Source organism: Porphyrobacter sp. THAI-01a, from assembly GCF_056868655.1.
Genome location: NZ_CP180579.1, coordinates 2,127,292 through 2,152,212, shown reverse-complemented (window position 1 = coordinate 2,152,212; position 24,921 = coordinate 2,127,292). Strand labels below are relative to the sequence as shown.

General features: G+C 67.9%; 32 protein-coding genes. 16 read left to right on the top strand and 16 right to left on the bottom strand.

Annotation, left to right across the window (positions count from 1 at the left end):
• Positions 1-26 precede the first annotated feature (26 nt).
• The 4 genes from ACMX37_RS10510 to ACMX37_RS10495 are packed head-to-tail and all read right to left on the bottom strand — an operon-like array spanning position 27 to position 2,477.
• Entirely contained in the window at positions 27-920 is an 894-nt protein-coding gene (locus ACMX37_RS10510) for an alpha/beta fold hydrolase (RefSeq protein ID WP_483145876.1), read from the bottom strand.
• Positions 920-1,729, bottom strand: a complete 810-nt coding sequence (locus ACMX37_RS10505; protein ID WP_483145875.1) for an SDR family NAD(P)-dependent oxidoreductase — start codon at positions 1,727-1,729, stop codon at positions 920-922. The genes ACMX37_RS10510 and ACMX37_RS10505 overlap by 1 nt, the downstream gene beginning before the upstream one ends.
• 50 nt (positions 1,730-1,779) lie before the next feature.
• A complete protein-coding gene (locus ACMX37_RS10500; RefSeq protein ID WP_483145874.1) occupies positions 1,780-2,232 on the bottom strand; it encodes an NUDIX hydrolase in 453 nt (150 codons plus the stop codon).
• Positions 2,229-2,477, bottom strand: coding sequence for a BolA family protein (locus ACMX37_RS10495; protein WP_483145873.1), 249 nt, complete (start codon positions 2,475-2,477; stop codon positions 2,229-2,231). The genes ACMX37_RS10500 and ACMX37_RS10495 overlap by 4 nt, the downstream gene beginning before the upstream one ends.
• A 97-nt stretch (positions 2,478-2,574) precedes the next feature.
• On the opposite strand from ACMX37_RS10495, the gene ACMX37_RS10490 reads away from it, so the two are divergent.
• On the top strand, positions 2,575-3,168 hold the full coding sequence (locus ACMX37_RS10490; protein ID WP_483145872.1) for a DnaJ domain-containing protein: 594 nt from the start codon (positions 2,575-2,577) through the stop codon (positions 3,166-3,168).
• 4 nt (positions 3,169-3,172) lie between these two features.
• On the opposite strand, the gene aac(6') is transcribed toward ACMX37_RS10490, so the two are convergent.
• From aac(6') to ACMX37_RS10475, 3 genes are read right to left on the bottom strand one after another with little or no spacing between them, the layout of a single operon-like run.
• Positions 3,173-3,619, bottom strand: a complete 447-nt coding sequence (gene aac(6'), locus ACMX37_RS10485) for an aminoglycoside 6'-N-acetyltransferase (RefSeq protein ID WP_483145871.1) — start codon at positions 3,617-3,619, stop codon at positions 3,173-3,175.
• Positions 3,616-4,248 (bottom strand): glutathione S-transferase family protein, encoded by a 633-nt coding sequence (locus tag ACMX37_RS10480; RefSeq protein WP_483145870.1) that lies wholly within the window; start codon positions 4,246-4,248, stop codon positions 3,616-3,618. The genes aac(6') and ACMX37_RS10480 overlap by 4 nt, the downstream gene beginning before the upstream one ends.
• A 19-nt stretch (positions 4,249-4,267) precedes the next feature.
• The gene (locus ACMX37_RS10475) at positions 4,268-5,107 is read right to left on the bottom strand and encodes an oxygenase MpaB family protein (RefSeq protein ID WP_483145869.1); all 840 of its coding nucleotides are present in this window, start codon (positions 5,105-5,107) and stop codon (positions 4,268-4,270) included.
• A gap of 117 nt (positions 5,108-5,224) precedes the next feature.
• On the opposite strand from ACMX37_RS10475, the gene cobS reads away from it, so the two are divergent.
• Complete coding sequence (gene cobS / locus ACMX37_RS10470; RefSeq protein WP_483145868.1) at positions 5,225-6,214, top strand: cobaltochelatase subunit CobS; 990 nt, start codon at positions 5,225-5,227, stop codon at positions 6,212-6,214.
• A gap of 49 nt (positions 6,215-6,263) precedes the next feature.
• Positions 6,264-8,459 carry a transglycosylase domain-containing protein gene (locus ACMX37_RS10465; protein ID WP_483145867.1) on the top strand — a complete coding sequence of 732 codons (2,196 nt, stop codon included), beginning with the start codon at positions 6,264-6,266 and terminating at the stop codon, positions 8,457-8,459.
• Between the two features lie 117 nt (positions 8,460-8,576).
• On the opposite strand, the gene ACMX37_RS10460 is transcribed toward ACMX37_RS10465, so the two are convergent.
• From ACMX37_RS10460 to pyrE, 9 genes are all read right to left on the bottom strand, one after another.
• Positions 8,577-8,972, bottom strand: a complete 396-nt coding sequence (locus ACMX37_RS10460) for a PaaI family thioesterase (RefSeq protein WP_483145866.1) — start codon at positions 8,970-8,972, stop codon at positions 8,577-8,579.
• Complete coding sequence (locus ACMX37_RS10455; RefSeq protein ID WP_483145865.1) at positions 8,965-9,444, bottom strand: PaaI family thioesterase; 480 nt, start codon at positions 9,442-9,444, stop codon at positions 8,965-8,967. The genes ACMX37_RS10460 and ACMX37_RS10455 overlap by 8 nt, the downstream gene beginning before the upstream one ends.
• A 140-nt stretch (positions 9,445-9,584) precedes the next feature.
• Complete coding sequence (gene ruvX / locus ACMX37_RS10450) at positions 9,585-10,070, bottom strand: Holliday junction resolvase RuvX (RefSeq protein ID WP_483145864.1); 486 nt, start codon at positions 10,068-10,070, stop codon at positions 9,585-9,587.
• On the bottom strand, positions 10,052-11,197 hold the full coding sequence (locus ACMX37_RS10445) for a DUF3089 domain-containing protein (RefSeq protein WP_483145863.1): 1,146 nt from the start codon (positions 11,195-11,197) through the stop codon (positions 10,052-10,054). The genes ruvX and ACMX37_RS10445 overlap by 19 nt, the downstream gene beginning before the upstream one ends.
• 20 nt (positions 11,198-11,217) lie before the next feature.
• Positions 11,218-12,096, bottom strand: coding sequence for a signal peptidase I (gene lepB, locus ACMX37_RS10440; RefSeq protein ID WP_483145862.1), 879 nt, complete (start codon positions 12,094-12,096; stop codon positions 11,218-11,220).
• 9 nt (positions 12,097-12,105) lie between these two features.
• Positions 12,106-12,510 carry a holo-ACP synthase gene (gene acpS / locus ACMX37_RS10435; protein ID WP_483145861.1) on the bottom strand — a complete coding sequence of 135 codons (405 nt, stop codon included), beginning with the start codon at positions 12,508-12,510 and terminating at the stop codon, positions 12,106-12,108.
• Complete coding sequence (locus ACMX37_RS10430; protein WP_483145860.1) at positions 12,507-12,791, bottom strand: pyridoxal phosphate biosynthetic protein; 285 nt, start codon at positions 12,789-12,791, stop codon at positions 12,507-12,509. The genes acpS and ACMX37_RS10430 overlap by 4 nt, the downstream gene beginning before the upstream one ends.
• Positions 12,788-13,543 (bottom strand): pyridoxine 5'-phosphate synthase, encoded by a 756-nt coding sequence (locus ACMX37_RS10425; protein WP_483145859.1) that lies wholly within the window; start codon positions 13,541-13,543, stop codon positions 12,788-12,790. The genes ACMX37_RS10430 and ACMX37_RS10425 overlap by 4 nt, the downstream gene beginning before the upstream one ends.
• Positions 13,540-14,121, bottom strand: coding sequence for an orotate phosphoribosyltransferase (pyrE, locus tag ACMX37_RS10420; RefSeq protein WP_483145858.1), 582 nt, complete (start codon positions 14,119-14,121; stop codon positions 13,540-13,542). The genes ACMX37_RS10425 and pyrE overlap by 4 nt, the downstream gene beginning before the upstream one ends.
• Before the next feature lie 244 nt (positions 14,122-14,365).
• On the opposite strand from pyrE, the gene coxB reads away from it, so the two are divergent.
• From coxB to moaA, 13 genes are all read left to right on the top strand, one after another.
• Positions 14,366-15,424, top strand: coding sequence for a cytochrome c oxidase subunit II (gene coxB, locus ACMX37_RS10415; protein ID WP_483145857.1), 1,059 nt, complete (start codon positions 14,366-14,368; stop codon positions 15,422-15,424).
• Between the two features lie 37 nt (positions 15,425-15,461).
• Positions 15,462-17,174: a cytochrome c oxidase subunit I gene (gene ctaD / locus ACMX37_RS10410; protein WP_483145856.1), complete on the top strand. Its 1,713-nt coding sequence runs from the start codon at positions 15,462-15,464 to the stop codon at positions 17,172-17,174.
• 83 nt (positions 17,175-17,257) lie between these two features.
• Positions 17,258-18,184, top strand: a complete 927-nt coding sequence (locus tag ACMX37_RS10405) for a heme o synthase (protein WP_483145855.1) — start codon at positions 17,258-17,260, stop codon at positions 18,182-18,184.
• Positions 18,181-18,312 carry a hypothetical protein gene (locus ACMX37_RS10400; protein WP_267890710.1) on the top strand — a complete coding sequence of 44 codons (132 nt, stop codon included), beginning with the start codon at positions 18,181-18,183 and terminating at the stop codon, positions 18,310-18,312. Before ACMX37_RS10405 ends, ACMX37_RS10400 begins: the two co-directional genes overlap by 4 nt.
• On the top strand, positions 18,312-18,911 hold the full coding sequence (locus tag ACMX37_RS10395) for a cytochrome c oxidase assembly protein (protein ID WP_483145854.1): 600 nt from the start codon (positions 18,312-18,314) through the stop codon (positions 18,909-18,911). Before ACMX37_RS10400 ends, ACMX37_RS10395 begins: the two co-directional genes overlap by 1 nt.
• A 30-nt stretch (positions 18,912-18,941) precedes the next feature.
• Positions 18,942-19,811: a cytochrome c oxidase subunit 3 gene (locus ACMX37_RS10390; protein WP_483145853.1), complete on the top strand. Its 870-nt coding sequence runs from the start codon at positions 18,942-18,944 to the stop codon at positions 19,809-19,811.
• Between the two features lie 71 nt (positions 19,812-19,882).
• Positions 19,883-20,185 carry a DUF983 domain-containing protein gene (locus ACMX37_RS10385; RefSeq protein ID WP_483145852.1) on the top strand — a complete coding sequence of 101 codons (303 nt, stop codon included), beginning with the start codon at positions 19,883-19,885 and terminating at the stop codon, positions 20,183-20,185.
• Positions 20,182-20,748 carry an SURF1 family cytochrome oxidase biogenesis protein gene (locus ACMX37_RS10380; RefSeq protein ID WP_483145851.1) on the top strand — a complete coding sequence of 189 codons (567 nt, stop codon included), beginning with the start codon at positions 20,182-20,184 and terminating at the stop codon, positions 20,746-20,748. Before ACMX37_RS10385 ends, ACMX37_RS10380 begins: the two co-directional genes overlap by 4 nt.
• Positions 20,749-20,814: 66 nt before the next feature.
• Entirely contained in the window at positions 20,815-22,233 is a 1,419-nt protein-coding gene (gene thrC, locus ACMX37_RS10375; protein ID WP_483145850.1) for a threonine synthase, read from the top strand.
• On the top strand, positions 22,233-23,135 hold the full coding sequence (locus tag ACMX37_RS10370; RefSeq protein WP_483145849.1) for an RsmD family RNA methyltransferase: 903 nt from the start codon (positions 22,233-22,235) through the stop codon (positions 23,133-23,135). Before thrC ends, ACMX37_RS10370 begins: the two co-directional genes overlap by 1 nt.
• A gap of 10 nt (positions 23,136-23,145) precedes the next feature.
• Complete coding sequence (locus ACMX37_RS10365) at positions 23,146-23,532, top strand: dihydroneopterin aldolase (RefSeq protein ID WP_483145848.1); 387 nt, start codon at positions 23,146-23,148, stop codon at positions 23,530-23,532.
• Positions 23,533-23,536: 4 nt separating this feature from the next.
• Positions 23,537-23,857, top strand: a complete 321-nt coding sequence (locus ACMX37_RS10360; protein ID WP_483145847.1) for a Rossmann fold domain-containing protein — start codon at positions 23,537-23,539, stop codon at positions 23,855-23,857.
• Positions 23,850-24,914: a GTP 3',8-cyclase MoaA gene (gene moaA / locus ACMX37_RS10355; protein ID WP_483145846.1), complete on the top strand. Its 1,065-nt coding sequence runs from the start codon at positions 23,850-23,852 to the stop codon at positions 24,912-24,914. The genes ACMX37_RS10360 and moaA overlap by 8 nt, the downstream gene beginning before the upstream one ends.
• Positions 24,915-24,921: the final 7 nt, after the last annotated feature.

Below are 24,921 nucleotides of genomic sequence, written 5' to 3'. Positions count from 1 at the left end.
CGAGCTCAGCACGAACGGGGTTGGGGTCAAGAGGACAGGAATTCCTCCATCGCCGCGTTTACCGCCCCGGGCGCCTCCCACGGCACGAAATGCCCGCAATCGGGCACGCGCACGATTGTGAGCGGGTCGATGATGTCCTCGAGCCCTTCGAGGTTCTCCGGCGGCAGGGCGAGATCGTCGAGCGCCCAGATCACGAGGGTCGGGATGGTCAGCTTGGGCAGGGCGGGGGGTGTCCAGCCCTCGGGGACCGCGAAGGGCGCGTCCATCGTCGGCACGTCGATCGGGCTCGCGCGGTAGTAGTTGAGCATCCCGAAGGCCGCGTCGCGGTTCTGCCAGTCGCGCAGCAGCTGGTCGCGCTCCTCGGGCTCCATCGCGGTGGGGCGGTCCCACTTCACTTCCTTGAGCAGCAGGCCGGTGAGGCCGTGCTCCTTGACCAGCGCGTCGTTGGCGGGGTCGCGGAAGCCGCGGATGTACTGGCTCGCCTCGCGCTGCACGCGGTTGGTGTAGAGCAGCCGCTGGAACACCACCGGATGCGGCGCATTGGCGATCACGGCGCGGGTCACGCGGGCGTGCTGCCCGGCGAGCGCCACGCCCCAGGCAATCGCGCCGCCCCAGTCGTGGCCGACGATGGTGAAGCTGCCGATCCCCAGCGCGTCGGCCAGCAGGAAGATGTCACCGATCAGCTTGTCGGGGGTGTAGGCGCTGACCTCCTGCGGCTTGGAGGACCCGCGATAGCCGCGCTGGTCGGGGGCGATGCAGCGGTAGCGATCCGAGAAATGCCGGATCTGGTGCCGCCAGGTGCGGTGGCTTTCGGGAAAGCCGTGCAGGAAGATCAGCACCGGCGCATCGGTCGGGCCCTCGTCGACGATGTCGAGGTGGATGCCGTTCGGCAGCGCCACGCGCTTGAGGTCAAAGCTCATCACTGTTGCTCCAGCTTGTCCATGTAGCCCTTGGCGACCATCCCCGCGACCTGATCGAACAGCGCATCGGGCGTGCGGCGCGCCTCGCCCATCGCCAGTTCCGCCCCTTCCGCGACGATGATCTCGCGTTCGCCTTTGGCGATCCCGTCGAGCATAACGCGCGCGGCGGCATCGGCGGGGATGCCCTCGTCGATCGCCTTGTCCGAGCGGCCCCGTGCGGTGCCCTCGGCGGTGAGCGCATTGCGCGAGACGTTGGTGGCGACCGAGCCGGGGTAGATGGTGTGCACCGACACGCCGTTGATCGAGAGTTCCGCCCGCAGCGCATCGGCATAGCCTGCAAGGCCGAACTTGGCGGCCGAGTAGGCGGTGCGCATCGGCACCCCGACCTTGCCCGCGACCGAGGAGATGAAGGCGAGCCCGCCCGATCCCCGCTCCGCCATATGGCCGATCAGCCCCTGCGAGAAGGCGATCTGGGCGGTGAGATCGATGTCGATGATGTCGCGATAGACCTGCATCGACGTCTTGAGCGCGCGGCTTCGTTGCGAGATGCCGGCATTGGCGATGGCAAGATCGACGCCGCCCTTCCAGGCCATCGCTTTGGCGGTCGCGTCGGCCAGCGCCGCCTCGTCGCGCACATCGAAGGCGAGGATCAGCGTCTCGCCGCAATCCGCCGCCACTTCCTCCAGCCGCGCCGCGTCACGGCCGGACAGCACCACATGCGCCCCCCGCACCGCCAGTTCGCGCGCCAGCGCCGCGCCGATGCCCGAGGACGCGCCGGTGATCCACGCCACCTTGCCGTGATAATCCATGTCTCTCTCCCTTTGAGGGAAGGAGTAGCGGGCGCTCCGGCGCGGTGCAATCAGGTTGCGATATGGGACCGGATCATGTCGGCAAGGTTCACCGGAAACACCGCCTCATGCCAGCTTTCCAGCTCGTCGAGCGTGAACCAGCGGTGCTGCGTCATCAGCTTCCGTTCGAGCTCGGTATGGCCTGCCGTGTCGACCCGCGCTTCGCCAACGCGCACGAGAAAGAAGCGTTCGTCCGCCTGCACCGGCTCGCCCTCGACCGTGACGAATTCGGGCGTCATCCGGGCGATCTGGGGGCCGGGATCAGCGGTGATGCCGGTCTCCTCGAAGAGTTCGCGCCGCGCGGCGTCCGCGAAGCTCTCGCCCGGATCGCATTCGCCCCCCGCCGTCACCCAGAAGGGCGGCCGCCCCGGCACGTCATAGCGGAACATCAGCGCGCGGATTTCCGGATCGAGCACGATCAGCCGCGCCGCGCGGCGCAGGCGCAGGGCGGGGTTGAGCGTCATTCGGCGGGCACGCTCGCCTTGATCGCCACCGCATGGACGCGCTGCCCGACGATATCGCCCAGCGCCGCGATCACCGCGCGCTGGCGGGCGAGGCGGTTCATGCTCGCGAAGGCCGCCGCCTCGATCTCGACGGTGAAGTGCGATTCGCCCGAGCCGTCGTCGCCCATGTGGCCCGAATGCTTGGCGCTGTCGTTGATGATCGCGAGCTTCGTCGGCGCGAAGGCCTCGGTCAGAAGCGCATGCATTTCCTCGGCAACGGACATCGGGTCTTTCCTTCTTTGCAAGTTGCAGATGGCGGTTGGGGCTTGGAACTTGGGCACCCCATCGCCATTCACAAGCCTTATGCCTTCACCACGATTCCACGGCCGCGTCGAGAGCACAGGGCGCAGATGCGAGGCACCCGGCTGCCGCGAGGCGGGCGAATTCCGCGCGCCCGGACGGCGGCCGCACGGCTTCGACGGGCCGGGCGAGTGGCGCTGGTTCTGCCTCCAGCACGTGCGCGAATTCAACGCGGGCTACGATTGGTTCGAAGGCATGAGCGCCGAGGAGATCCTGCGCGCGCAATCGCCGATCGCCGGCTGGCAGACCGAAAGCCGGGTGTTCCGGCCCACGGCGGGCATAGCGGACGGACCGCGCTGGGCCGACTATGCCGATCCGCTCGATGCCATCTCCGCCCGCGCCCGAGGCATCAGGTCGCGTGCCGAGCGCGAGGCCAAGGCGGCGATGTCCGGGCGCTTCAGCCGCGAGGAGGCGGCGGCGCTCGAGGTGATGGGCCTCGGTTCGGACACCGACCGCACGCGGCTCAGACGCCGCTATTCCGAACTCGTGCGCCGCTATCATCCCGACCGCAACGGGGGAGACCGGCGGCACGAGGCGCAGCTGACGGCGGTCGTCGATGCCTACCAGCTGCTGCGCAGGAGCGCGGCGCTGGCCTGATGCCTCACAGCATCCGGCGGAAGAACACCACCCGCTCGGTCTCCTCGAAGCCGACCGCTTCGTGAAAGGCGTGGCTGGCGGTGTTGTCGAGCAAGGCGTTGGAGGCGAATTCGGTGCAGCCCCTGGCGCGGCCCCAATCGGCCACCGCCTCCACCAGCGCCCGGCCCACGCCGGTGCCGCGCGCGCCCGGCACGATGAACGCGCCTTCGCCGAAAGCCACGGGCGATGTGTCGCAGCCGTCGACATAGTCGTGCCGGATGCTCGCTTCGACAAAGCCGAGCAGCGCGCCCTGCGCGTCCTCGGCGAGGAACGCGACCTGATCGGGATCGCCCGACAGAAAGGTATCGGCGATGTCCCTGGCATGGCTCGCGGCGTCGTCATCGGGCCAGAGCCGGGCGCGCAGGGCCGCCCAGGCATCGACATCCGCAGCGGTCGCGGGGCGAATCCTCATGCGGTGGCCTGCGCCGCGGCGATGATCTTCGCGTCGATGGCATTCGCCTCGGCATAGGCCGGACGCTGGGTGATGCGCTCGACATAGGCCCTGAAGGAGCGCCGCTCGGGGATCGAGCGGAAGCGCAGGCCCCAGACGAACTGGCTGCCGACATAGGTATCGGCCATGGTGAAGCGGCTTCCGGCGACGAAATCGTTCGCCGACAGCCAGCTGTCGAGCGCATCCAGCGTCAGTTCGAGGCTGCCGAAGCCCGCCATGCCGGTCTTGCCCTCGGGCACCTGCCAGCCCATCGCCTGCGCCACCACCGCCTGTTCGAGCGGCCCCGCGGCAAAGAACAGCCAGCGGAAATAGGCGGCCTTCTCGTGCGCGTCGGGCAGCAGGCCCTTCTGCGGGTGGGCTTCGGCGAGGTAGTGGTTGATCGCCGCGCATTCGGTGACGACGTGGTCATGGCCGCCATGATGGTGCACCAGCGCGGGGACCTTGTTCATCGGGTTGATGGTCCTGAAGCTCTCGGGCCGCGTCGCCCAGTCGAACACCACGTGCTCGTAATCCGCGCCCGCCTCGTGCAGCGCCCAGCGCGAGATCTGCCCGCGGCTCATGGCCACGGTGTAGAATGTGAATTCGGCCATTGTCCTCTCCCTCGTATCCTCAGTTCTGCCGGAAGGCCCAGCGCAGCGTCCGCCCCATGCCCCATGTCGCCGCACGCGCGGGGAGGGCGGTGAGGACCGGGCGCTGGAGCCCGAGCATGTGCCGCGCCCAGTCGGGCAGCATCGACACGGCATCGGCGGTGATCATCGTCTGGACGCTGCGCGGCGTGCCGGGAGGGCGCTGCGCAAGCACCAGCTGGGCCACCTCCCGCGCCTCCGGCGAGGTGGCAAGATCATGGCGCAACTCGCGGAAAATCCTTTCCGCCTCGGCCCGCGTCTCGGGCACCGGATCGGCGCCCAGGGCGCGGGCGATGACGGCGAACTGGCGATAGTATTCGTCCTGCTCGGCGACCGGCATGGCGGGCCGGACGTGGCGGACATAGCCCGCAAGGAAGCTCTGCGCCTCGGTGACGTGGACCCATGCCAGCGTGCGCGGATTGGTGGCCTGATAGGCCGTGCCATCGGGCAGGGTGCCGCCGACCTTGGCATGGATGCGGTTGACGCGGTCGATCGCCTTCATCGCCTCGTCGCGGTGGCCGAAGGTGGTGACAGCGATGAACCGCGCGGTGCGCTGGAGGCGGCCGTGCATGTCCTCGCGGAAATTCGAATGGTCGAGTACACCTTGCAGCGCGTGGGGGTGGAGCATCTGCAGCAGCAGCGCGCGCACCCCGCCGGTCATCATGCCCACCAGATCGGCATGGACCAGCCGGATCGGCGTATCGCGGGCGAACAGCGCCTCGTCTGAGGGCGGGGTGGGGGTCTGGCCCTTGCTCGCATCGTGAAACACGCCGCGCACCTGGCTGACCAGCTTGAGGCGCAGGGATTCGACGGGATCGGCCATGGGCAGGGATATAGGCACAACTCTGCCGCCCCGCCATCGGGACTCGCCAAAATGCCAGCACCGCCTGTCAAACCACCGCTTGCAGCCCGGCCCCATGCGTTCTAACCGGACGCGGCAATGACTTCATCCTCCCGCTCCACCGTCGCCGGCGACAACGCCATGCCCACCCAGCCCGACACCACCGTCGACGTCCGCGAGGTCTTCGGCATCGATGTCGACTGGCAGGTTCCCGCCTTCTCGCAGCGCGACGAGCACGTGCCCGAGACCGACGGTGCCTATGTGTTCGATCCGGACACCACGCTGGCGATCCTCGCGGGCTTCGCGCACAACCGGCGGGTGATGGTGCAGGGCTATCACGGCACCGGCAAGTCGACCCATATCGAGCAGGTCGCAGCCCGCCTCAACTGGCCCAGCATCCGCGTCAACCTCGATGCCCACATCAGCCGCATCGACCTGGTCGGGCGCGATGCGATCGTCCTAAAGGACGGGCTGCAGGTCACCGAATTCAAGGAGGGCATCCTCCCCTGGGCGCTCCAGCACCCGGTGGCGCTGACCTTCGACGAATATGATGCAGGCCGTCCCGACGTGATGTTCGTGATCCAGCGCGTGCTCGAATTCGATGGCCGCCTGACCCTGCTCGACCAGAACCGGGTGATCACGCCCAACCCGTTCTTCCGCCTGTTCGCGACCACCAACACCGTGGGCCTCGGCGACACCAGCGGCCTCTATCACGGCACGCAGGCGATCAACCAGGCGCAGATGGACCGCTGGAACATCGTCGTCGCATTGAACTACCTCAAGCCCGAGGTGGAGCAGCAGATCGTCAAGTCAAAGACCCCGCAGGCCGACGACAAGCTGATCGCCGACATGGTCAAGGTCGCCGAGCTGACCCGCCAGGGTTTCATGAACGGCGACATCTCGACCGTGATGAGCCCGCGCACCGTGATCACCTGGGCGCAGAACGCGGCAATCTTCGGTTCGACCGGCTTTGCCTTCCGCCTCTCCTTCCTCAACAAGTGCGACGAGGCGGAGCGCACGCTGGTGGCCGAATACTACCAGCGCGTCTTCGGCGAAGACCTGCCGGAAGGGGCGGCGAAGAAGCGGTAACCATCCCGCTTGCTCCCAAGTGTCCTAGGCTGGTAACACAGCCGTCACCATGGCGTTCTTCGACCGATTCTGGAAAGGCTCGCGTGCCGGTGCTCCGGACGGGGCGGGCTCGCCTGCGGGGTTCTACCCGCTCTACGAATCGCAGCGGCCCCTCGACGACGACGAGGACGAGGACGAGGACGACGATCTTCCGCGCCCGCGCGTGTCCGCCACCCCGGCCTATGACGAATGGGACGCCAAGCTCGGCCTCGTCGACGAGGCGCTGGCGGTCGAGGAGAAGCGCCGCCTGCGCTGGTGGCAGCGCGATTACTGGCGGGCGCGGTCGAAGCTGTGGTGGGCAGGTCGCGGCGTCGTCGCCGCGTTCGCCGCTTTCGCCCTGCTGATTGGCTGGCTTGCCGTCACCGCCCCGCTCTCCAAGAGCCTTGAACCCATCGCCCCGCCACAGGTGACGCTGCTCGCCAGCGACGGCACGCCGATCGCGCGGCAGGGGGCGATAGTCGAGGCCCCGGTCAAGGTCGCCGACCTGCCCCCCCACGTGGTGCAGGCCTTCATCGCCATTGAAGACCGGCGCTTTTATTCGCACTGGGGCATCGATCCGCGCGGCATCGCCCGGGCGGCGTGGACGGGCTATGGCGGCGGATCGACGATCACCCAGCAGCTCGCCAAGTTCACCTTCCTCACCCCCGAACAGAGTCTGAGCCGCAAGGCGCGCGAGGCGTTGATCGCGCTGTGGCTGGAAAGCTGGCTGACCAAGGACGAGATCCTCGAACGCTACCTCTCCAACGCCTATTTCGGCGACAACCAGTACGGCCTGCGCGCCGCGAGCTTGCACTATTTCTACCGCCAGCCCGAAAAGCTGCGGCCCGAACAGGCGGCCATGCTGGCGGGGCTGCTCCAGGCGCCTTCGCGCTATGCGCCGACCAAGCATTACGACAAGGCGAAGAAGCGCATGGAGCTGGTGATCGGCTCGATGGTCGACGAGGGATATCTCACCGCTGCCGAGGCCAAGGCGCTGCCCGATCCGCGCATCGACGTGCGCACGCGCGACGACAATCTGCCGACCGGCACCTATTTCGCGGACTGGGCCCTGCCGCTGGCGCGCGAGGGGATGGAGGCGAGCTATTCCAAGCAGACCCTCACCACGACGCTCGATTCCCGCCTCCAGGCGCTGGCGAACCGCATCGTCGCGCGCGCCCCGCTGGGCGGCGCGCAGGTCGCGCTGGTGGCGATGCGCCGCAACGGCGAGGTCGTGGCGATGGTCGGCGGGCGCGATTACCGCAAGAGCCCCTTCAACCGCGCCACGCAGGCCCGGCGCCAGCCGGGATCGACCTTCAAGACCTTCGTCTATCTCACCGCGCTGGAAGAGGGCTGGGAGCCCGACGACACCATCCCCAACACCCCGATCACCCAAGGCAGCTACCGTCCCAAGAACGCGCGTGAGCAATATTCCGACCAGATCACGCTGGAGGATGCCTTCGCCTCCTCCAGCAATGTCGCCGCCGTGCGGCTGTTCCAGGCGGTGGGCAGCGACAAGGTGATCCGCACCGCCCGCCGCCTCGGCATCACCGCGCCCATGACCGAGGGCGACCCGAGCCTCGCGCTCGGCACCTCCTCCATGACCCTGATGGAGCTGACCGCCGCCTATGCGGGGATCGCGGCCAACGAATACCCGGTCGAACCCCATGCCTTCGCCCGCGGGGAGCGCAGCTGGTGGGACTGGCTGACGACGCGCCGGGATTCGATGTCCTCGGGCGATCACGAGGATCTCGAAGGGATGCTGCGCGCCGCGATCAATCGCGGGACGGGGCGCAACGCCTCCCTCCCGATCGCCAATTACGGCAAGACCGGCACGACCCAGGATTACCGCGACGCGCTGTTCGTGGGCTATGCGGGGGACCTCGTGGTGGGGGTGTGGGTCGGCAACGACGACAACACGCCCCTGAACGGCGTCACCGGCGGCAGCACCCCGGCGCGCATCTGGCGCGATTTCCTGCGCGGCGCGCTCAAGATCGAGGCCGCGCCGGCGCCGCAGGCGCAGGATACCCCCGATCCCGAAGGCCCGGTTCAGCCGCTCGATGTGCTCGAGGGGGAGGAGATTCCTGTCGGGCAGGACGGCACGACCCTCAGGATCGAACAGGGGGGCGTGACGCTCAGCCAGCCCGGCGTGCCGGTGGAGGTGCGCGTGGATGGCGGCGGGGTGGTGGTCCAGCCCTCGGCCTCGCCGAGCCCGGCACCCCCGCCCTAGATTTCTCTCCGAATTCCGTTCGGGCTGAGCTTGTCGAAGCCCTGTCCTGTTTCTTCCAGCTGTTCGCGATGAAGAAGAACAGTCCTTCGACAGGCTCAGGACGAACGGAGATTGGTTCTAGACCATCAGGATGTTCATCACGGCCGTGGCGATGGGCCGCGTGCGGTCGGACTGCCATGCCTCCACGGTCACGTTGGCATTGCGCCGCCCCAGCCGGGTAATCCGCCCCACCGCAAAGCTCGCCTGCGACTTGCCCGCCGCGAGATATTGCACCGTGATGTTGATCGGCTTCAGCAGCGGATCGCGCCCCGCCGCCAGCAGCGCGGTGCGAAGGGCGGCATAGCCCGCGTTCTCGAGCAGCCCTGCCGTCGCCCCGCCGTGGAAGTGCTGCGGCCGGCCCTCGACGTTTCCGCCGAAATCGACCGTCAGCACCGGCATCCCGCCCTCGGTCTCGCCGGTGAGCGTAACCCCGAGCGAACGGGCGTAGGCGGGAAGCTCAAGCCCCTCAGGCATCCTCGCCTCCTCGCAGGGCCGGATTGCTCTCGCGCGGATCGGCGCCGATGGTCATGAAGCAGCCCGCGACGTGAGCGACCGGATCGGCCGGATCGTCGTCATAGGCGATGCCGCGCACGAACGCGGCGGAGCGGGTGATACGGTAGCATTCGACCCGGCCCTTCACGCTCGACCGATCGCGCGCCGGGCGCTGGTAATCGACGCGCAGGTCGAGCGTGGCGACCGGCTGGAAACTGCCGCGCGTCTGCCAGATCGCCATGCCGCTCGCCATGTCCATCAGGCTGATGATCGGGCCGGATGCGAGCACCGGCCGGCTGGCGTCCCCCAGCAGATCCTCGCGCCACGGCAGTTCGAGCTCGACCCAGTTCTCGCCCTGATCGGTGAACCTCAGGCCGAGCCAGCCGGTGTGGCCGTGGCGGAAGAACCACTTGGACGCCTCGCGCGCGTCGAACCGGGGGGTGGGGGTGTTCATGGGCGCGGGCATAGGGGCGTGGACGCCGGGGTGGCAACGCCCTTTTTTTGCGAGCGCAAGCCTTGTTCCGTTCGTGTCGGGCGTAGTCGAGACACCAGCGCATCGCCTTTCGACTTCGCTCGAGGCGAACGGAGTTTGGGCTAGAGCACGCCCCCCGCCAGCCGGTCGATCGCACCCTGCAGGATCACGGCGGCGGCATGGCTGTCGATCGCGGCGGCGCGTTTGGCGCGGCTCATGTCCATGCCGATCATCGCCGCCTCGGCGGCCTGCGTCGACCAGCGTTCGTCCCACAGCAGGAGGGGGAGGGCGAATGCCTCGGCGCAGTTCCTCGCATAGGCGCGCGAAGCCTGCGCGCGCGGGCCTTCCGATCCGTCCATGTTGCGCGGCAGGCCGAGCACGATCCCGCGCACGGAGCGGCTCCTGATCAGGGCCGCGAGCGTCTCGCGGTCCTTGCCCCACTTGCCGCGCTGGATCGTGGTGCCGTTGGTGGCGAAGCGCCAGCCGGCATCGCAGGTCGCGGTGCCCAGCGTCTTGGTGCCGAGGTCGAGCCCGAGCAGCACGCCGCCGTCTCCCACGGCTTCGCCGAAGCCGCGCGCGTCCTCGAAGATCAGTTCGCGGGCTTCCACGCGCCCACCCGCCGCGCCACGTCCGCCTTGGTGTTCGCCCAGAACAGCGGCAGGTCGTAGACGTGGTAGTTGTTCCCCGGCAGCACATAGGAGCCCATCTCCGGCGGCGGCCCGATCAGCAGCAACCCGCGCCGGTCGCAGCGGGCGGGCACGAGCCCGGGCTGGAGCGTGCCCTTTTCCATGCTGTCCTCGGGCACCAGCGTGCCGAGATTGGCGCTGGCCGGCGCGCTCGCACCCGGGGTGCCGGTGAGCGGGTTCGAGCAAAGCATCGGATCGCTCCCCGGCGCCTTGCCGTCGAGCGCGGGGGTGCTGGCATAGGCCTCAAGCAGCGAGCCCGGATCGGCCGGTTCGGCAAAGCTCGACCAGCTGATGACGCAGCCCGTCTGCTCGGGCGCGGCGCAGGCAGGAAAGCCCATCGCCGGCAGGTCGTGCAGGGTCGAGACCGGCCAGCCGATCACATAGGCCGCCACCAGCCGCGCCGCGACGGGCGTGCCCTTGACCTCCTCGGCGAGGAGGCGCTTGAGGTGCAGCGACCCCTGCGAATGGCCCGCCAGCACGATCGGCGTTCCCGGATCGACGCTGGAGAGGAAATAGCGGAAGGCCTCGCGCACGTCGGCATAGGCGGCGTCGATCGCCTGCCTGCCCTCGGGCGCATCGGTGAGGAACGCACCGAAGGTCGCCTGGCGGTAGCGCGGGGCCCAGATCTCGGATGCGGCGTTGAAGGGGCTCGCCATGCCGCGCAGATAGATACGCGCGATCCGCTCGGCCTCGGGATCGCCGCCGTTCTCGAGCGGCGCGTTCCAGCTCGCGCGGTTGAGGTAGCTCGTCGGGTGGACGAAGAACACCGCGAAGGGCAGTTTCGGCTCGGCCGGGGTCGGCAGCGCGCTGCGATCCGAGGCATAGGCAGGCTGCCAGCGCGCCGGATCGCTGACGCTGATGCCGGGGCGCGAATACCACAGCTTCGGGTCCTCGTAGGCGTTCGCCTCGAGCGGCACGACCGGCGCGAAGTCAGCCGAGGGCACGAGCGCGATTGCGGCGAGTTCCTCCTGGAACAGCTCGTAGAGAATCCGCCCGCCGATCACGAGGACGAGGCAGAAGGCGATGAAATAGAGGAACTTGCGGGCCATTCTAAGGCTGTATCCTCAGGTCATTTCGCGGCGGCGCCCTCGGCGAGCGGTGGGCGCAGGGTGGTCCAGGCGCGGTCGCCCCGCAGGCTCGAGAACCAGGTCGCCGGGTTCCAGGTGGTCGACCCGTCGAGGCTGAAGGTGATGAACTCCGCGCGCCCGCCGATATTGGCGAGCGGCACGCCGCCGCCCAGCCCGTTGGCGATGGCTGGTGCACGGCTGTCGGCGGAAAGATCGCGGTTGTCGCCCATCACGAAGACGTTGCCCTCGGGCACGGTGTAGGGCCCGAAATTGTCGAGCTCCTGTTCGGTGTAGTCGATGGTGAGATAGGTCGCGCCGTTCGGCAGGGTCTCGCGCCAGGTCGGCGGGGCGTAGTATTCGCGCCCGTCGGGGCCGGTCTCGCGGAAGGGCTCGAAGGCGGTGAGGCAGGGCCCGTCCTTGCACAGCAGGTCGGGCTCGAAGGGGATGCGCACCTCCGGCACGACCTCGCGCCGGATCGGGGTGCCGTTGAGGATGATCTGGCCGCCGCGCACCTCGATCGTGTCGCCCGGCAGCGCGACGACGCGCTTGATGTAATCCTCGTCACGCGTGGGATGCACGGGGATGACGATGTCGCCATATTCCGGGGTCGATCCCAGCACCCGCCAATCGCCGCGCGGCAGCAGGTGGAAGCTCGCCGAGGCCCAGGACCAGCCGTAGGGATACTTGCTCACCACCAGCCGGTCCCCCACCCACAGCGTCGGCATCATCGAGGTCGAGGGGATGTAGAAGGGCTTGGCAACGAGGCTGTGGAAGGCCAGCACCGCCAGCAGCATGAGCGCGAGGCCGCGGATCTCGGCGAGCCAGTTGACCTTCTCGGGAGCGCTCGTGTCAGTCATCGGCGGGCTTTCGGTGGTTGCCATGAACGGGGCCTAGCGCAGGGGGATGGCTTCGATGATCACGAAGGCCTGCGCCCAGGGGTGATCGTCGGTGAGGGTCAGGTGGATGCGCGCCTCATGGCCTTTCGGCGTCAATTCTTCAAGCCGCAAAGCCGCCCCGCCCGTGAGCGCGAGCGTCGGCGCGCCGGAGGGCGCGTTGACCACGCCGATGTCCTTCATGAAGACGCCGCGCTTGAACCCGGTTCCGACGGCCTTTGAAAACGCCTCCTTGGCGGCGAAGCGCTTGGCGTAGGTGCCGGCGATGGTGAAGGGGCGGCGGCGCGCCTTGGCGATCTCCACCTCGGTGAAGACCCGCTTCTCGAACCGTTCGCCATAGCGCGCGAGGGAATTGGCGATCCGCTCGATGTTGCAGAGGTCGGAGCCCATGCCGATGATCATTTGAACGCCCTGATTATCACCGCCACCAGCAGGCCCACGGCGACGACATGCAGCATCACCTGCGCCTTGAACAGCGGGTGCGCGAAGTCGCCCTTCGCCACCCGGCCCGCGCCGACGAAGCCGAAGATCATCAGCGCGACCCAGCCGACAGCGAAGACCTGCATCACGCCGGTATTGAGTGCAAAGCCGAGGAAGCCCACCGCCAGCAGGAACAGCGCCGCCGCGCCGAAGGCCCAGCGCTTCTGTTCGCCGGTGAGCGGGGGAAGGTCGCGCTCGCTCACCGCGCCTCGTCCATCAGTTCGCGCATCCGCCGGATCGCGGTCTCGAGGCCCACGAACACCGCCTCGCCGATCAGATAGTGGCCTATATTGAGCTCGGCGATCTGGGGGATGGCAGCGATCGGCTGGACGTTGTCGAAGGTCAGGCCGTGGCCCGCGTGGGGCTCGATCCCGTTCTTGGCGGCGAGGGCGGCCATGTCGGTGATGCGCTTCAATTCGCGCGCCACTTTCTCCCTGTCGCCATCGAGGAAGGCGTGGGCATATTCGCCCGTGTGGAACTCGACGACCGGCGCGCCAAGGCGCAGCGCGGCGTCGAGCTGGCGTTCCTCGGCCTCGATGAACAGCGAGACGCGGATGCCCGCCGCGCGCAACTCCTCGACGATCGGGACCAGCGTGTTGTGCATCCCCGCCGCGTCGAGCCCGCCTTCCGTGGTGCGCTCCTCGCGCTTTTCGGGGACGATGCAGGCGGCGTGGGGCTTGTGGCGAAGGGCGATGGCGAGCATCTCGGGCGTCGCGGCCATTTCGAGGTTCAGCGGCAGGTCGGTCGCCGCCTGGATTCGCGCCAGGTCCTCGTCGCGGATATGGCGGCGGTCTTCGCGCAGGTGCGCGGTGATGCCGTCGCCGCCGACCGCCGCGACGATCTCGGCCGCGCGCACCGGATCGGGGTGATCCCCGCCGCGCGCGTTGCGGATCGTGGCGACATGATCGATGTTGACGCCGAGGCGGAGGTGGGAGGGATTGTGGGTCAGGGTCATTCCTTCCGGCTGCCGGGCTTGGTCACTTCTACGGCTGCCAGCGCCTCGGGGATGTCGTTTTCGTCATAGGTCGGAAAATCGATGGCGAGCAGCGGGTAGAAGGGCACGCCGAGATCGACCGACCCGCAGGAACGGTCGATGATCGCGCATTCGGCGATCACCTCGCCGCCCTCGCGCGCGACGGCGGCGATGGCTTCGCGGCTGGAAAGGCCGGTCGTGACGACGTCCTCGACCATCAGCACCTTCGTGCCCGGCGCGAGGGCGAAGCCGCGGCGCAGGTGGAAGATGCCCTCGGGCCGCTCGAGGAACAGCGCGTCCTTGCCGAGCGCCCGGCCAACCTCGTGGCCGATGATGATCCCGCCCATCGCAGGCGAGACGACGACGTCCACCTTTTCAACCACTTCGGCAGGCAGTCCCGCGACCACCGCCTCGGCCAGCCGGGCGGCGCGGGCGGGGTTCATCAGCACCCGGGCGCATTGCAGGTAATGGCCGCTATGGCGGCCCGAGGACAGCTTGAAATGGCCTTCGAGCAGGGCACCGGAACTGCGGAACTCGGCCAGAACTTCCTCTTGCGTCACGAACGAACTCCTTAGAAAACCTGAGGGAAAGCGCCGACTTGCGCGTGCCACATGGGCCGGTGCATAATTTTCTCCCTAGAAGCGCTTGAGGCCCTCGGCAAGCATCGCTAAGGGCGACGTTGAAGCTGGCCCCAGGCCGGCCAAACGCTGTCCGCAGCAGGTCTCAGGGGGGCCGGTCGCCGGGCGGTATGGGATCAGATACGTAGCATTTAGGCACATGACGATGGGTCAGAGGGACACCCGTATGAAGAAGGCTATTCTGGCGGCGCTGGCTGCCGGGCTGGCGGCGTTCACGCCGCTGGCCGTTGCGGCGCAGGACACCATCGCGCCCGGATCGAACGCGTCCGAAGCGGGTGTCGTCGAAGGCGCGCAGACCGCGCCGGGCCCCGAGGCCCTGCCGGGCAACCTCACCCCCGCCGAAGCCGCTGCGGCCCCCGCGGGCGAGGGTGCCTACACCCCGATGGCCCCGACCAAGGGCAAGGGCATGCCGACCTCCTACCAGGAGGATCCGGCCAAGAGCCTGACCTTCCAGGACCAGTATTCGGCCAACGGCGAATATGCGCTGTGGATGCATGACAGCATCCTGCTGCCGGTGATCACGGTGATCAGCCTGTTCGTGCTCGGCCTGCTGCTCTACGTCGTGGTGCGCTTCAACCGCCGCGCCAATCCGGTCGCTTCCAAGACCACCCACAACACCATGATCGAGGTGGTCTGGACCATCGTGCCGGTGATCATCCTCGTGATCATCGCCATCCCCTCGATCACGCTGCTGGCGCGTCAGTACGAGACCCCGCCCGCCGATGCCGTCACCATCAAGGCGACCGGCTACCAGTGGTACTGGGGCTACACCTATCCCGACCATGGCGAGATCGAGGTGATCTCGAACATGCTCGACGAGGCCGAGGCCGTGAAGCGCGGCGAGCCCGGGCAGCTCGCGGTCGACAACCGCATGGTCGTTCCCGCGGGTGTCCCGCTTCGCATCCAGACCACCGCCAGCGACGTGATCCACGCCTTCGCCGTGCCGTCGCTCTGGTTCAAGATGGACGCGGTTCCGGGTCGCCTCAACGAACGCATGCTGACCATCAAGGAACCGGGCGTCTATTACGGCCAGTGTTCCGAGCTGTGCGGCGCGCGCCATGCCTATATGCCGATCGTCGTCGAGGCGCTTCCGCCCGCCGAGTTCGCGGCCTGGGTCAGGGCGCAGGGCGGGACGATGCCGGGCGAGGCCGACAACGGTGCGGCGACAGTCGCTCCCGCGGCGCCCGCCGCGACCGAGGCTGCCGCCCCGGCTGCGGCCGGCTGAGACAGAAACAAGAATTGAAGCAGAAGAGTAGCTGATCATGGCAACCACCGCAGAAGGCTTCGACATTCACCACGATCACGGGCATGACGCCCATGATCATGCGGACCACAAGCCGGGCTTCTTCGCCCGCTGGTTCATGTCGACCAACCACAAGGACATCGGCACGATGTATCTGATCTTCGCGATCATCGCGGGGATCGTCGGCGGTGCCATTTCGGGCATCATGCGTGTCGAGCTCGCCGAGCCCGGCATCCAGTACCTCCAGTGGTGGGCCCAGTTCATGGGCGGCGGCAATGATCTGAACACCGCGCTCCACATGTGGAACGTGTTCATCACCGCACACGGCCTGATCATGGTGTTCTTCATGGTCATGCCGGCGATGATCGGCGGCTTCGGCAACTGGTTCGTGCCTCTCATGATCGGCGCGCCGGACATGGCCTTCCCGCGCATGAACAACGTGTCGTTCTGGCTGACCGTTGCGGGCTTCTTCAGTCTGCTGTTCTCGCTCTTCGTGCCCGGCGGCACGGGTCCGGGCGCGGGCGTGGGCTGGACGGTCTATGCGCCGCTCTCGACCACCGGTTCGGTCGGCCCCGCAGTCGACTTCGCGATCTTCTCGCTGCACCTCGCCGGTGCCGGCTCGATCCTGGGTGCGACCAACTTCATCACCACCATCTTCAACATGCGCGCGCCGGGCATGACCCTGCACAAGATGCCGCTGTTCGTGTGGTCGGTGCTGGTCACCGCCTTCCTGCTGCTGCTCGCGCTGCCGGTGCTCGCCGCGGCGATCACCATGCTGCTGACCGACCGCAACTTCGGCACCACCTTCTTCAACCCGGCCGGCGGCGGTGATCCGGTGCTCTACCAGCACCTGTTCTGGTTCTTCGGCCACCCGGAAGTCTACATCATGATCCTGCCGGGCTTCGGCATGATCTCGCAGATCGTGGCGACCTTCTCGAAGAAGCCGGTGTTCGGCTACCTCGGCATGGCCTACGCGATGGTCGCGATCGGCGTTGTCGGCTTCATCGTCTGGGCGCACCACATGTACACCGTGGGCCTCGACGTGAACACGAAGATGTACTTCACCGCGGCGACGATGGTGATCGCGGTGCCGACCGGCGTGAAGATCTTCTCGTGGATCGCGACGATGTGGGGCGGCAGCCTCAGCTTCAAGTCGCCGATGGTCTGGTCGATGGGCTTCATCTTCCTGTTCACCGTCGGCGGCGTGACCGGCGTTGTGCTCGCCAACGGCGGGATCGACGACAACCTGCACGACACCTACTACGTCGTGGCGCACTTCCACTACGTGCTGTCGATGGGTGCGGTGTTCTCGATGTTCGCCGGCTTCTACTACTGGTTCCCGAAGATGAGCGGGCGGATGCACAGCGAGCTGCTCAGCCACATCCACTTCTGGACCTTCTTCGTCGGCGTGAACGTGATCTTCTTCCCGCAGCACTTCCTCGGGATGCAGGGCATGCCGCGTCGCTACCCCGACTATCCGGAAGCCTACACCTTCTGGCACGAGATCAGCACGCTGGGCTACTACATCATGGCCGGGTCGATGATCTTCTTCTTCGTCAACATCCTCTACGCGCTGGTTGCGGGCCGCAAGGCCGAGGCCAACCCGTGGGGCGAAGGCGCGACGACGCTCGAATGGACCCTGCCGAGCCCGCCGCCCTACCACCAGTTCGAGACGCTGCCGGTGATCACCGACGCGCACGACTACCACGATCACCGTCCGGTGACGGCGTGATCGGCTCCCTCGCCGGAGCGTGAAAAACGGGGGGAGCGCGGGTCAGTGACCTCGCGCTCCTTGCCCTTGGAACAGACGAGAGAATGGCCAGCACCGCACCCCAGACTGCCGCGACGATGCCGACGGAATGGCGTGATTTCTTCACGCTGACCAAGCCGCGCGTCATGACGCTGGTGATCTTCACCGCGATCTGCGGCGTGCTGGCGGCCCCCGGGTCGATCCATCCGGTGATCGGCTTCACTGCGATCCTCGCCATCGCGATGGGCGCGGGCGGGTCGGCGGTGCTCAACCAGTGGTGGGAAGCCGACATCGACGCCGGCATGAAGCGCACCATGAACCGTCCGCTTCCCGGCGGCCGGATGCGGCGCGAGGACGCGCGCGATTTCGGGATCTTCCTGTCGGGCGTGTCGATCGTGCTGATGGGCCTTGCGGTCGGCTGGCTCGCGGCGGCGCTGCTGCTGGGCGCGATCATCTATTACGCCGTGATCTACACCATGTGGCTGAAGCCGCGCACCCCGCAGAACATCGTCATCGGCGGCGGGGCCGGTGCCTTTCCGCCGCTGATCGGCTGGGTGGCGGTGACGGGCGAGGTCACGGCGATGCCGATCCTCCTCTTCGCGATCATCTTCTTCTGGACCCCGCCGCATTTCTGGGCGCTCGCGCTCTTCGTGCAGTCGGACTACGCCAAGGTCGGTATCCCGATGCTTCCCGTGGTCGCGGGCGAGAAGGCGACGCGCCGCCAGATCATGCTCTACACCCTGGTGCTCGCACCCATCGCCGTGGCGCCGTGGGCCATCGGCGGGACGGGCTGGATCTACGGCTCGGTCGCGGTGGTGCTATCCGCGCTGTTCGTGGTGCTGGCCATGCCGGTCTTCACCCGGATGCGCGCTGAGGTCGACGCCATGACGCCGGAAAAGACGCTCTTCAAGTTCTCGATCGTCTATCTCTTCGTCCTCTTCGCCGCGCTGGTTGCCGACCGCGTGGCGGCCTATCAGGGGCTCATCGCATGACCCCCGAGGAAGAGAAGGAATTCCTGCGCCGCCGCAAGGCGCGCAATCTCGTGGTCGCGGGCACGCTGCTGTTCTTCGTGATCCTGTTCTACGCCATCACCATGGTCCGCATCGGAGGGCAGGGCTGATGGCGAGCGCCGCGCCCGTCAGCATCGAAACCGCGCGCAGCAACCTGCGCGTCGGTCTGCTCGCGTTTGCGGGCGCGCTGGCGATGCTCGGCCTCGGCTATGCCTCGGTGCCGCTCTACCGTCTGTTCTGCCAGGTCACCGGCTTCGGCGGGACGACCATGCAGGCGACCGAGAGCGACGCCGCCCGCGCCGCCGCGCTCGCCACGGGGCAGAAAATCTCGATCCGCTTCGACGCCACGACGGCGATGGGGATGCCGTGGACCTTCCGCCCTGCGCAGGCGACCGACACCGTCACCATCGGCGAGCGCGACATCGCGACCTACGTCGCCCGCAACGACAGCGATCAGCCGGTCACCGGCATGGCGACCTTCAACGTCGAGCCCGAGCAGGCCGGCAAGTACTTCAACAAGATCCAGTGCTTCTGCTTCACCGAGCAGACGCTTCAGCCCGGGCAGGAAGTGACCATGCCCGTGCTCTACTACGTCGATCCGGCGGCACTCGATGACCCGAACATGAAGGGTGTCGAGCAGATCACGCTGAGCTACACTTTCCACCGCGCGAAGGACCCGGCCCGCCCGGCGTCCTCGGGCACGAACTGATCCGCTAAACCCAGGGACGGGAACGACCACATGGCTGGCAAGGCAAACCACGATTACCACATTCTCGAACCCGATATCTGGCCGCTCGTCGGCTCGATCTCGGCGCTGACCTTCACCAGCGGCATGGTGCTGAGCTGGCACCCCGACCTGTTCGGGGCCTCGGCCAGCTTCGTCATGTGGGCAGGCCTCGCGGGGCTCATCGCCACCTTCTTCATGTGGTTCAAGAACATCGTGATCGAAGCCCAGCGCGGCGATCACACTCCGGTGGTGCAGCTCCACATGCGCTACGGCATGATCCTGTTCATCGCTTCGGAGGTGATGTTCTTCGTCGGCTGGTTCTGGAGCTTCTTCGACTTCGCGCTGTTCCCGACCGCGCTGGAATATGACCACGCGACCGGCGCGACCACCAGCCTGTTCGGCACCGAGGGTGCCATCGCCGCCTTCATTCCCGAAGGCATGGAGGTGCTCGATCCCTTCGCCCTGCCGCTGCTCAACACGCTGATCCTGCTGTGCTCGGGCACCACGGTGACCTGGGCGCACCACTCGCTGATCCACGGCGACCGCCAGGGCCTCAAGCAGGGCCTGTGGGCGACGATCGCGCTCGGCGTGCTGTTCAGCTGCATCCAGGCCTACGAATACAGCGTTGCGCCCTTCGGCTTCGGCGGCAACACCTATTCCTCGGCCTTCTACATGGCGACCGGCTTCCACGGCTTCCACGTGCTCGTCGGCACGATCTTCCTCGCCGTGTGCCTCTACCGCGCCTATCTCGGCCACTTCACCCCGCGCCAGCACTTCGGCTTCGAGGCGGCGGCGTGGTACTGGCACTTCGTCGACGTGGTGTGGCTGTTCCTCTTCGTCGCCGTCTACGTGTGGGGCGGCTGGGGTGCCGAATATCACTGATGCAGCACGGGCCATCCGGTCCGCGTGATCAGAAGGGGCAGCCGGGACTCGTCTCGGCTGCCCTTTCCGGTTTGTGCCCCCGCTGCGGGGCGAAGACCCTTTTCGCCGCGCCGGCTGCGCTGGCGGAGGAATGCGCTTCCTGCGGGCTCGACATCATCGCGCTCGAACGTGGCGGCCGGTTCGTCGGCGTGGTGACGATGCTGCTGGCGCTCGTGCTGATCCTTGCCGCGCTGGCGGTCGACGAATGGCTGCGTCCACCCCTGTGGGCCTCGGCACTGTTCTGGGCCTCCGTGACCGTGGCGACGGTGATCGGCGGGCTCAGGCTCTACAAGACGATGTGGGTTTACCACCAATTCGAGGAACGCCAGTCATGAGCCGCCAATTGCCCTTCTTCGCGACGCTTGTCGTCCTTGCCGCGGTCGGCACCATGATAGCCTTGGGGGTGTGGCAGCTGGGGCGCCGGGCCGAGAAGGAGGCGCTGATCGCCAACTACGAGGCGGTGGCCGCGTCGAGCGAGGCGGTGGACTTCCCCGTCGGCGGCGGGGGCGAGGGCGTGCTGTTCCGCCGCAGCCGGATCGTCTGCGCGAGGGTGATCGGGGTCGAGGCCGTTTCCGGCACCTCGGCCACGGGCCAGAAGGGCTGGGTCCAGCGCGCGACCTGCGCGGTCGGCCCCGATGCGACGGTCCCTGTCGATCTCGGCTTCACCCGCGATCTCGCCACACCCGTTTTCACCGGAGGCGAGGTCGCCGGCATCATCGCCCCCGGCCCGCGCCTTGTCGCCGATCCGCCGGTCGCCGGCCTCCAGCCGATGGCCAGGCCCGATCCGGGCGACCTTCCCAACAACCACCTCGCCTATGCCGGACAGTGGTTCTTCTTCGCCCTGACGGCGCTCGTCATCTACGTGCTGGCATTACGGCGTCGCCCGGGCATTTCGTGACGCCGTGATTTAGCGAAGCGGGAAATGTTCCATTTCCCTCGAAACCACTCTAGGCGCTGTTCGCATATGCAATACGTATCGACCAGGGGGAGCGCGCCCGCGCTCGATTTCGAGGGGGTGACGCTGGCGGGGCTCGCCAGCGACGGGGGGCTCTATGTGCCGGCGGAGTGGCCGCGTTTCACCGAGGACGAGATCCGCGCCCTGCGCGGCGCGCCCTACTGGCAGATTGCCTTCGAGGTCATGCGCCCCTTCGTCGGCGACAGCCTGACCGATGACGAGCTCAGCACCATCTGCGCCCAGGTCTACGGGGGCCAGTTCGCCCATGCCGCGGTGACCCCGCTGGTGCAGCTCGACGAGCAGCACTGGCTGCTCGAGCTATTCCACGGGCCGACGCTAGCCTTCAAGGACATCGCGCTGCAACTGCTCGGGCGCCTGTTCGAGACCTTCCTCGAACGCCGTGACCAGCGCCTCACCATCGTCGGGGCGACCAGCGGCGACACCGGCTCGGCGGCGATCCACGCTGTCGCGGGGCGCAAGCGCACCGAGATCTTCATGCTCCACCCCAAGGGGCGGGTGAGCGAGGTGCAGCGCCGCCAGATGACCACGGTGCGCGCGCCCAACGTCCACAACCTCGCCATCGAGGGCAGCTTCGACGACGCGCAGGCCCACGTGAAGCGGATGTTCACCGATCCGGACGTGGCGAATGTGCTCGATCTCGGCGCAGTCAACTCGATCAACTGGGCGCGGCTGATGGCGCAGGTGGTCTATTACTTCGCCTCCGCGCTCCAGCTTGGCGCGCCCGACCGGACGGTGGCCTATTCCGTCCCCACCGGCAATTTCGGCGATGTCTTCGCCGGCTATGTCGCCGCGAAGATGGGCCTGCCGATCGAGGTGCTGGTGGTCGCCACCAACGTCAACGACATCCTGCGCCGCGCGATCAACGAAGGGGACTATTCGGCCGGCGGCGTCACGCCCACCATCACGCCTTCGATGGACATCCAGGTCAGCTCCAATTTCGAGCGCCTGCTGTTCGACGCGGGCGGGCGCGACGGAGCGGCGCTGGCCGAGCAGATGCGCGGCTTCGAGGCGTCGAAGGCGATGCGGCTCACCAATGCGCAGAGCGACGGGATCAAGGAGCTGTTCACCGCCTTCAGCGCGAACCAGATCGAGACCGCGCGGGCGATGCAGTGGGCCTGGCAGGCGAGCGGGCAGATCATAGATCCGCACACTGCGGTCGGCCTGTCGGCGGCGCGCGATGCGGTGAAGGACGGCTCGCTCGCTCCGCGCGTGCCGGTCGTGACCCTTGCGACCGCGCACCCCGCCAAGTTCCCCGACGCGGTCGAGCGCGCCATCGGCATGCGCCCGGCGCTCCCGGCGCGCGTCGGCGACCTGTTCGGCCGGGCGGAGAGCTTCACCGAACTGGCCGGCGATTATGCCGCCGTCCGCGATCACGTGCTGGCCCACGCCGCTGGCACGCAGGCGTGATGGCACGCCTCGTCCAGCAACCGCTGGTGATGGAGTGCACGGGGTGGGACTCCTACCGTCTCCTCGACAGCGGGGCGGGGCGCAAGTGGGAGAGCTTCGGCCCCTGGAGCTTCATCCGCCCCGAACCCCAGGCCCTGTGGCAGCCGCGGCGCGAGAACTGGCAGGCGGCGGGCGAGTTCATCCCCGGCTCCGACGAGGACGGCGGCGGGCGCTGGCAATTCGCGCAGCGCCTGCCCGACGAGGGCTGGGAGCTTTCGTGGAACGAGGTCCGCTTCACCGCCCGCCCCACGCCCTTCCGCCACCTCCAGTTCTTCCCCGACATGGCCCCGGTGTGGGACTGGATGCGCGCGCAGCTGGAAGGAATGGACGCGGCCGAGACCATGAACCTGTTCGGCTACACGGGTCTCGGCACGCTGGCCCTGTCGCGGCACGGCAAGGTCACCCATGTCGATGCCTCCAAGAAATCCGTCGCCCAGGCGCGCGAGAACGCCGCGCTTTCGGGCATGGAGGCGCGCCCGATCCGCTGGCTCACCGACGACGCGGCCAAGTTCACCGCGCGCGAGGTGCGGCGGGGGCGGCGCTATGACGGGATCATCCTCGATCCGCCCAAGTTCGGCCGCGGGCCCGAGGGCGAGGTGTGGCGGCTGGAGGAGCACCTGCCCGGCCTCATCACCGATTGCGCGCGCCTGCTCGACGGGGACAGCCGCTTCCTGTTCCTCACCGTCTATGCCGTGCGGATGAGCAGCCTTGCCATCGCGGGTCTGCTGGAGGAGGCGCTCGGCCATCTCCCCGGCGTGATCGAGCACGGCGATCTGGCCGTGCGCGAGGACGGGGCCAATGAACCGGGGGGCGGGCGGCTGCTGCCGACCGCAATCTTCGCCAGATGGAGCAATCCTGTCTAAAGGCGCTCCCATGCATGATTCGCTTACCCTTGAAGTCAACGATCTCGTCGTCGATGTCCTGACCGGCATCTATTCCGAGGAGACCGGCAAGCCCCAGCCGCTGCGCATTTCGGTCGCGGCGCGCTATGCGGTGGCGGATCGCTACGAGCCCGACACCCCGCTCGATGCGTCGAAGAACTACATGGACCTGAAGTTCGCTGCCTCCGAAGGCCTGCCCGCGGGCGTGCACTTCAAGCTGATCGAGGCGGTCGCGGACCACATCTGCGAGACGCTGTTCGTGCAGGACGCCAAGGTGCAGGCGGTGACGGTGAAGATCGTCAAGCTCGCCATCGCCGAGGCGGACGAGCAGATCGGCATCACCCTTCACCGCGAACGGCGGCCGGAACACGGGGGCTGAGCGGGTGCAGCGGCGACACGAGGTCGGCCTGCTGCCCGACAGCGCGCTCGATGCCGCGGGGGCCTTCATGGCCTTCCATCTCGAAGCCGCCCGCGCCCTCCTGCTGGCCGATCCGGACACCTCCGCGCTCGCCATCGTCCTGCCGCCCGCCGGGCCCGACCACCGCGACTGGCGTCTCGCGCTCGCCCGCGACCTGGCACGCGAGGCTGCGCCCCGGCGGGTCAATGTGATCGCCGGGCGCGAGGGCGGGGCACTCACGGAGACGCTGCGATTTTTGGCAAATGCGCCGGGGGTGACAGGCCAGTATCTCGTGTGCGATGAATGATGCCGTGCCGTTCTCCCCGCCCCGCAAGCCCGACCTGATCCGGCTCCCCGAGCCGGGGACGGTGCGGCCGTTGGTGGACGCCTTCCGCCGCCGCATCACCTATCTGCGCCTCTCGGTCACCGACCGCTGCGACCTCAGGTGCTCCTACTGCATGCCCGAGCGCATGACCTTCCTGCCCAAGAAGGACGTGCTCAGCCTCGAGGAGCTCTACGAACTCGCCACCGGCTTCATCGCGCGCGGGGTGACCAAGATCCGCATCACCGGCGGCGAGCCACTGGTGCGGCGCGACATCGTCGATCTCTTTACGGCGCTGGGCCGCCGCTTGGGGCATGATCTGGAAGAACTGACGCTCACCACCAACGGAACGCAGCTCGCCGCCCATGCCGAGGCGCTGGCGAAGGCGGGGGTGCGGCGTGTGAACGTCTCGCTCGACACGCTCGACCGTGCGAAGTTTGCCGAGCTTACCCGCCGCGACAGCCTGCCGCAGGTGCTCGAGGGGATTGCGGCGGCCAAGGCGGCGGGACTGAAGGTCAAGCTGAATGCCGTGGCGCTCAAGGGCGTGAACGAGGACGAGCTGCCCGATCTCATCGCCTGGGGCCACGGGCAGGGCCATGATGTGACCCTGATCGAGGTGATGCCGCTGGGCGATGTCGAGGAGGAGCGGCTCGACCAGTATCTCCCGCTCGACACCGTGCGCGAGAGCCTCGCGCGCCGCTGGACCCTGACGGACAGCGCCCACCGCACCGGCGGCCCTTCGCGCTATGCCGACATTGCCGAGACCGGCGGCAGGCTGGGCTTCATCACCCCGCACACCGGCAATTTCTGCGAGGGCTGCAACCGGTTGCGGGTGACCGCGACGGGCCAGCTCTACCCCTGCCTCGGCGGGGGGGAGCGTGTCGATCTGCGCGCGGCGCTGCGTTCCGATGCGCCCGAGGCGAACCTTTCCGCCGCGCTCGACGAGGCGCTGCGGATCAAGCCCGAGAAGCACCACTTCCGCATGGACGAGCGCGGCGCGGCCCCGGCGCTGGCGCGGCACATGTCGATGACGGGGGGCTAGGGGCCGG

Excerpts from the sequence above, each read along its gene's own strand:
- ACMX37_RS10500 (WP_483145874.1), bottom strand. The coding sequence starts at position 2,232 with ATGACGCTCAACCCCGCCCTGCGCCTGCGCCGCGCGGCGCGGCTGATC.
- acpS (WP_483145861.1), bottom strand. The coding sequence starts at position 12,510 with ATGATCATCGGCATGGGCTCCGACCTCTGCAACATCGAGCGGATCGCC.
- lepB (WP_483145862.1), bottom strand. The coding sequence starts at position 12,096 with ATGGCAACCACCGAAAGCCCGCCGATGACTGACACGAGCGCTCCCGAG.
- ACMX37_RS10445 (WP_483145863.1), bottom strand. The coding sequence starts at position 11,197 with ATGGCCCGCAAGTTCCTCTATTTCATCGCCTTCTGCCTCGTCCTCGTG.
- ACMX37_RS10490 (WP_483145872.1), top strand. The coding sequence starts at position 2,575 with ATGCCTTCACCACGATTCCACGGCCGCGTCGAGAGCACAGGGCGCAGA.
- thrC (WP_483145850.1), top strand. The coding sequence starts at position 20,815 with ATGCAATACGTATCGACCAGGGGGAGCGCGCCCGCGCTCGATTTCGAG.
- coxB (WP_483145857.1), top strand. The coding sequence starts at position 14,366 with ATGAAGAAGGCTATTCTGGCGGCGCTGGCTGCCGGGCTGGCGGCGTTC.
- ACMX37_RS10495 (WP_483145873.1), bottom strand. The coding sequence starts at position 2,477 with ATGCATGCGCTTCTGACCGAGGCCTTCGCGCCGACGAAGCTCGCGATC.
- ctaD (WP_483145856.1), top strand. The coding sequence starts at position 15,462 with ATGGCAACCACCGCAGAAGGCTTCGACATTCACCACGATCACGGGCAT.
- ACMX37_RS10400 (WP_267890710.1), top strand. The coding sequence starts at position 18,181 with ATGACCCCCGAGGAAGAGAAGGAATTCCTGCGCCGCCGCAAGGCGCGC.
- moaA (WP_483145846.1), top strand. The coding sequence starts at position 23,850 with ATGAATGATGCCGTGCCGTTCTCCCCGCCCCGCAAGCCCGACCTGATC.
- ACMX37_RS10425 (WP_483145859.1), bottom strand. The coding sequence starts at position 13,543 with ATGACCCTGACCCACAATCCCTCCCACCTCCGCCTCGGCGTCAACATC.
- ACMX37_RS10460 (WP_483145866.1), bottom strand. The coding sequence starts at position 8,972 with ATGCCTGAGGGGCTTGAGCTTCCCGCCTACGCCCGTTCGCTCGGGGTT.
- cobS (WP_483145868.1), top strand. The coding sequence starts at position 5,225 with ATGACTTCATCCTCCCGCTCCACCGTCGCCGGCGACAACGCCATGCCC.
- ACMX37_RS10455 (WP_483145865.1), bottom strand. The coding sequence starts at position 9,444 with ATGAACACCCCCACCCCCCGGTTCGACGCGCGCGAGGCGTCCAAGTGG.
- ACMX37_RS10465 (WP_483145867.1), top strand. The coding sequence starts at position 6,264 with ATGGCGTTCTTCGACCGATTCTGGAAAGGCTCGCGTGCCGGTGCTCCG.
- ACMX37_RS10395 (WP_483145854.1), top strand. The coding sequence starts at position 18,312 with ATGGCGAGCGCCGCGCCCGTCAGCATCGAAACCGCGCGCAGCAACCTG.
- ACMX37_RS10510 (WP_483145876.1), bottom strand. The coding sequence starts at position 920 with ATGAGCTTTGACCTCAAGCGCGTGGCGCTGCCGAACGGCATCCACCTC.
- ACMX37_RS10365 (WP_483145848.1), top strand. The coding sequence starts at position 23,146 with ATGCATGATTCGCTTACCCTTGAAGTCAACGATCTCGTCGTCGATGTC.
- ACMX37_RS10380 (WP_483145851.1), top strand. The coding sequence starts at position 20,182 with ATGAGCCGCCAATTGCCCTTCTTCGCGACGCTTGTCGTCCTTGCCGCG.
- ACMX37_RS10405 (WP_483145855.1), top strand. The coding sequence starts at position 17,258 with ATGGCCAGCACCGCACCCCAGACTGCCGCGACGATGCCGACGGAATGG.
- ACMX37_RS10480 (WP_483145870.1), bottom strand. The coding sequence starts at position 4,248 with ATGGCCGAATTCACATTCTACACCGTGGCCATGAGCCGCGGGCAGATC.
- ACMX37_RS10370 (WP_483145849.1), top strand. The coding sequence starts at position 22,233 with ATGGCACGCCTCGTCCAGCAACCGCTGGTGATGGAGTGCACGGGGTGG.
- ACMX37_RS10505 (WP_483145875.1), bottom strand. The coding sequence starts at position 1,729 with ATGGATTATCACGGCAAGGTGGCGTGGATCACCGGCGCGTCCTCGGGC.
- ACMX37_RS10390 (WP_483145853.1), top strand. The coding sequence starts at position 18,942 with ATGGCTGGCAAGGCAAACCACGATTACCACATTCTCGAACCCGATATC.
- ACMX37_RS10475 (WP_483145869.1), bottom strand. The coding sequence starts at position 5,107 with ATGGCCGATCCCGTCGAATCCCTGCGCCTCAAGCTGGTCAGCCAGGTG.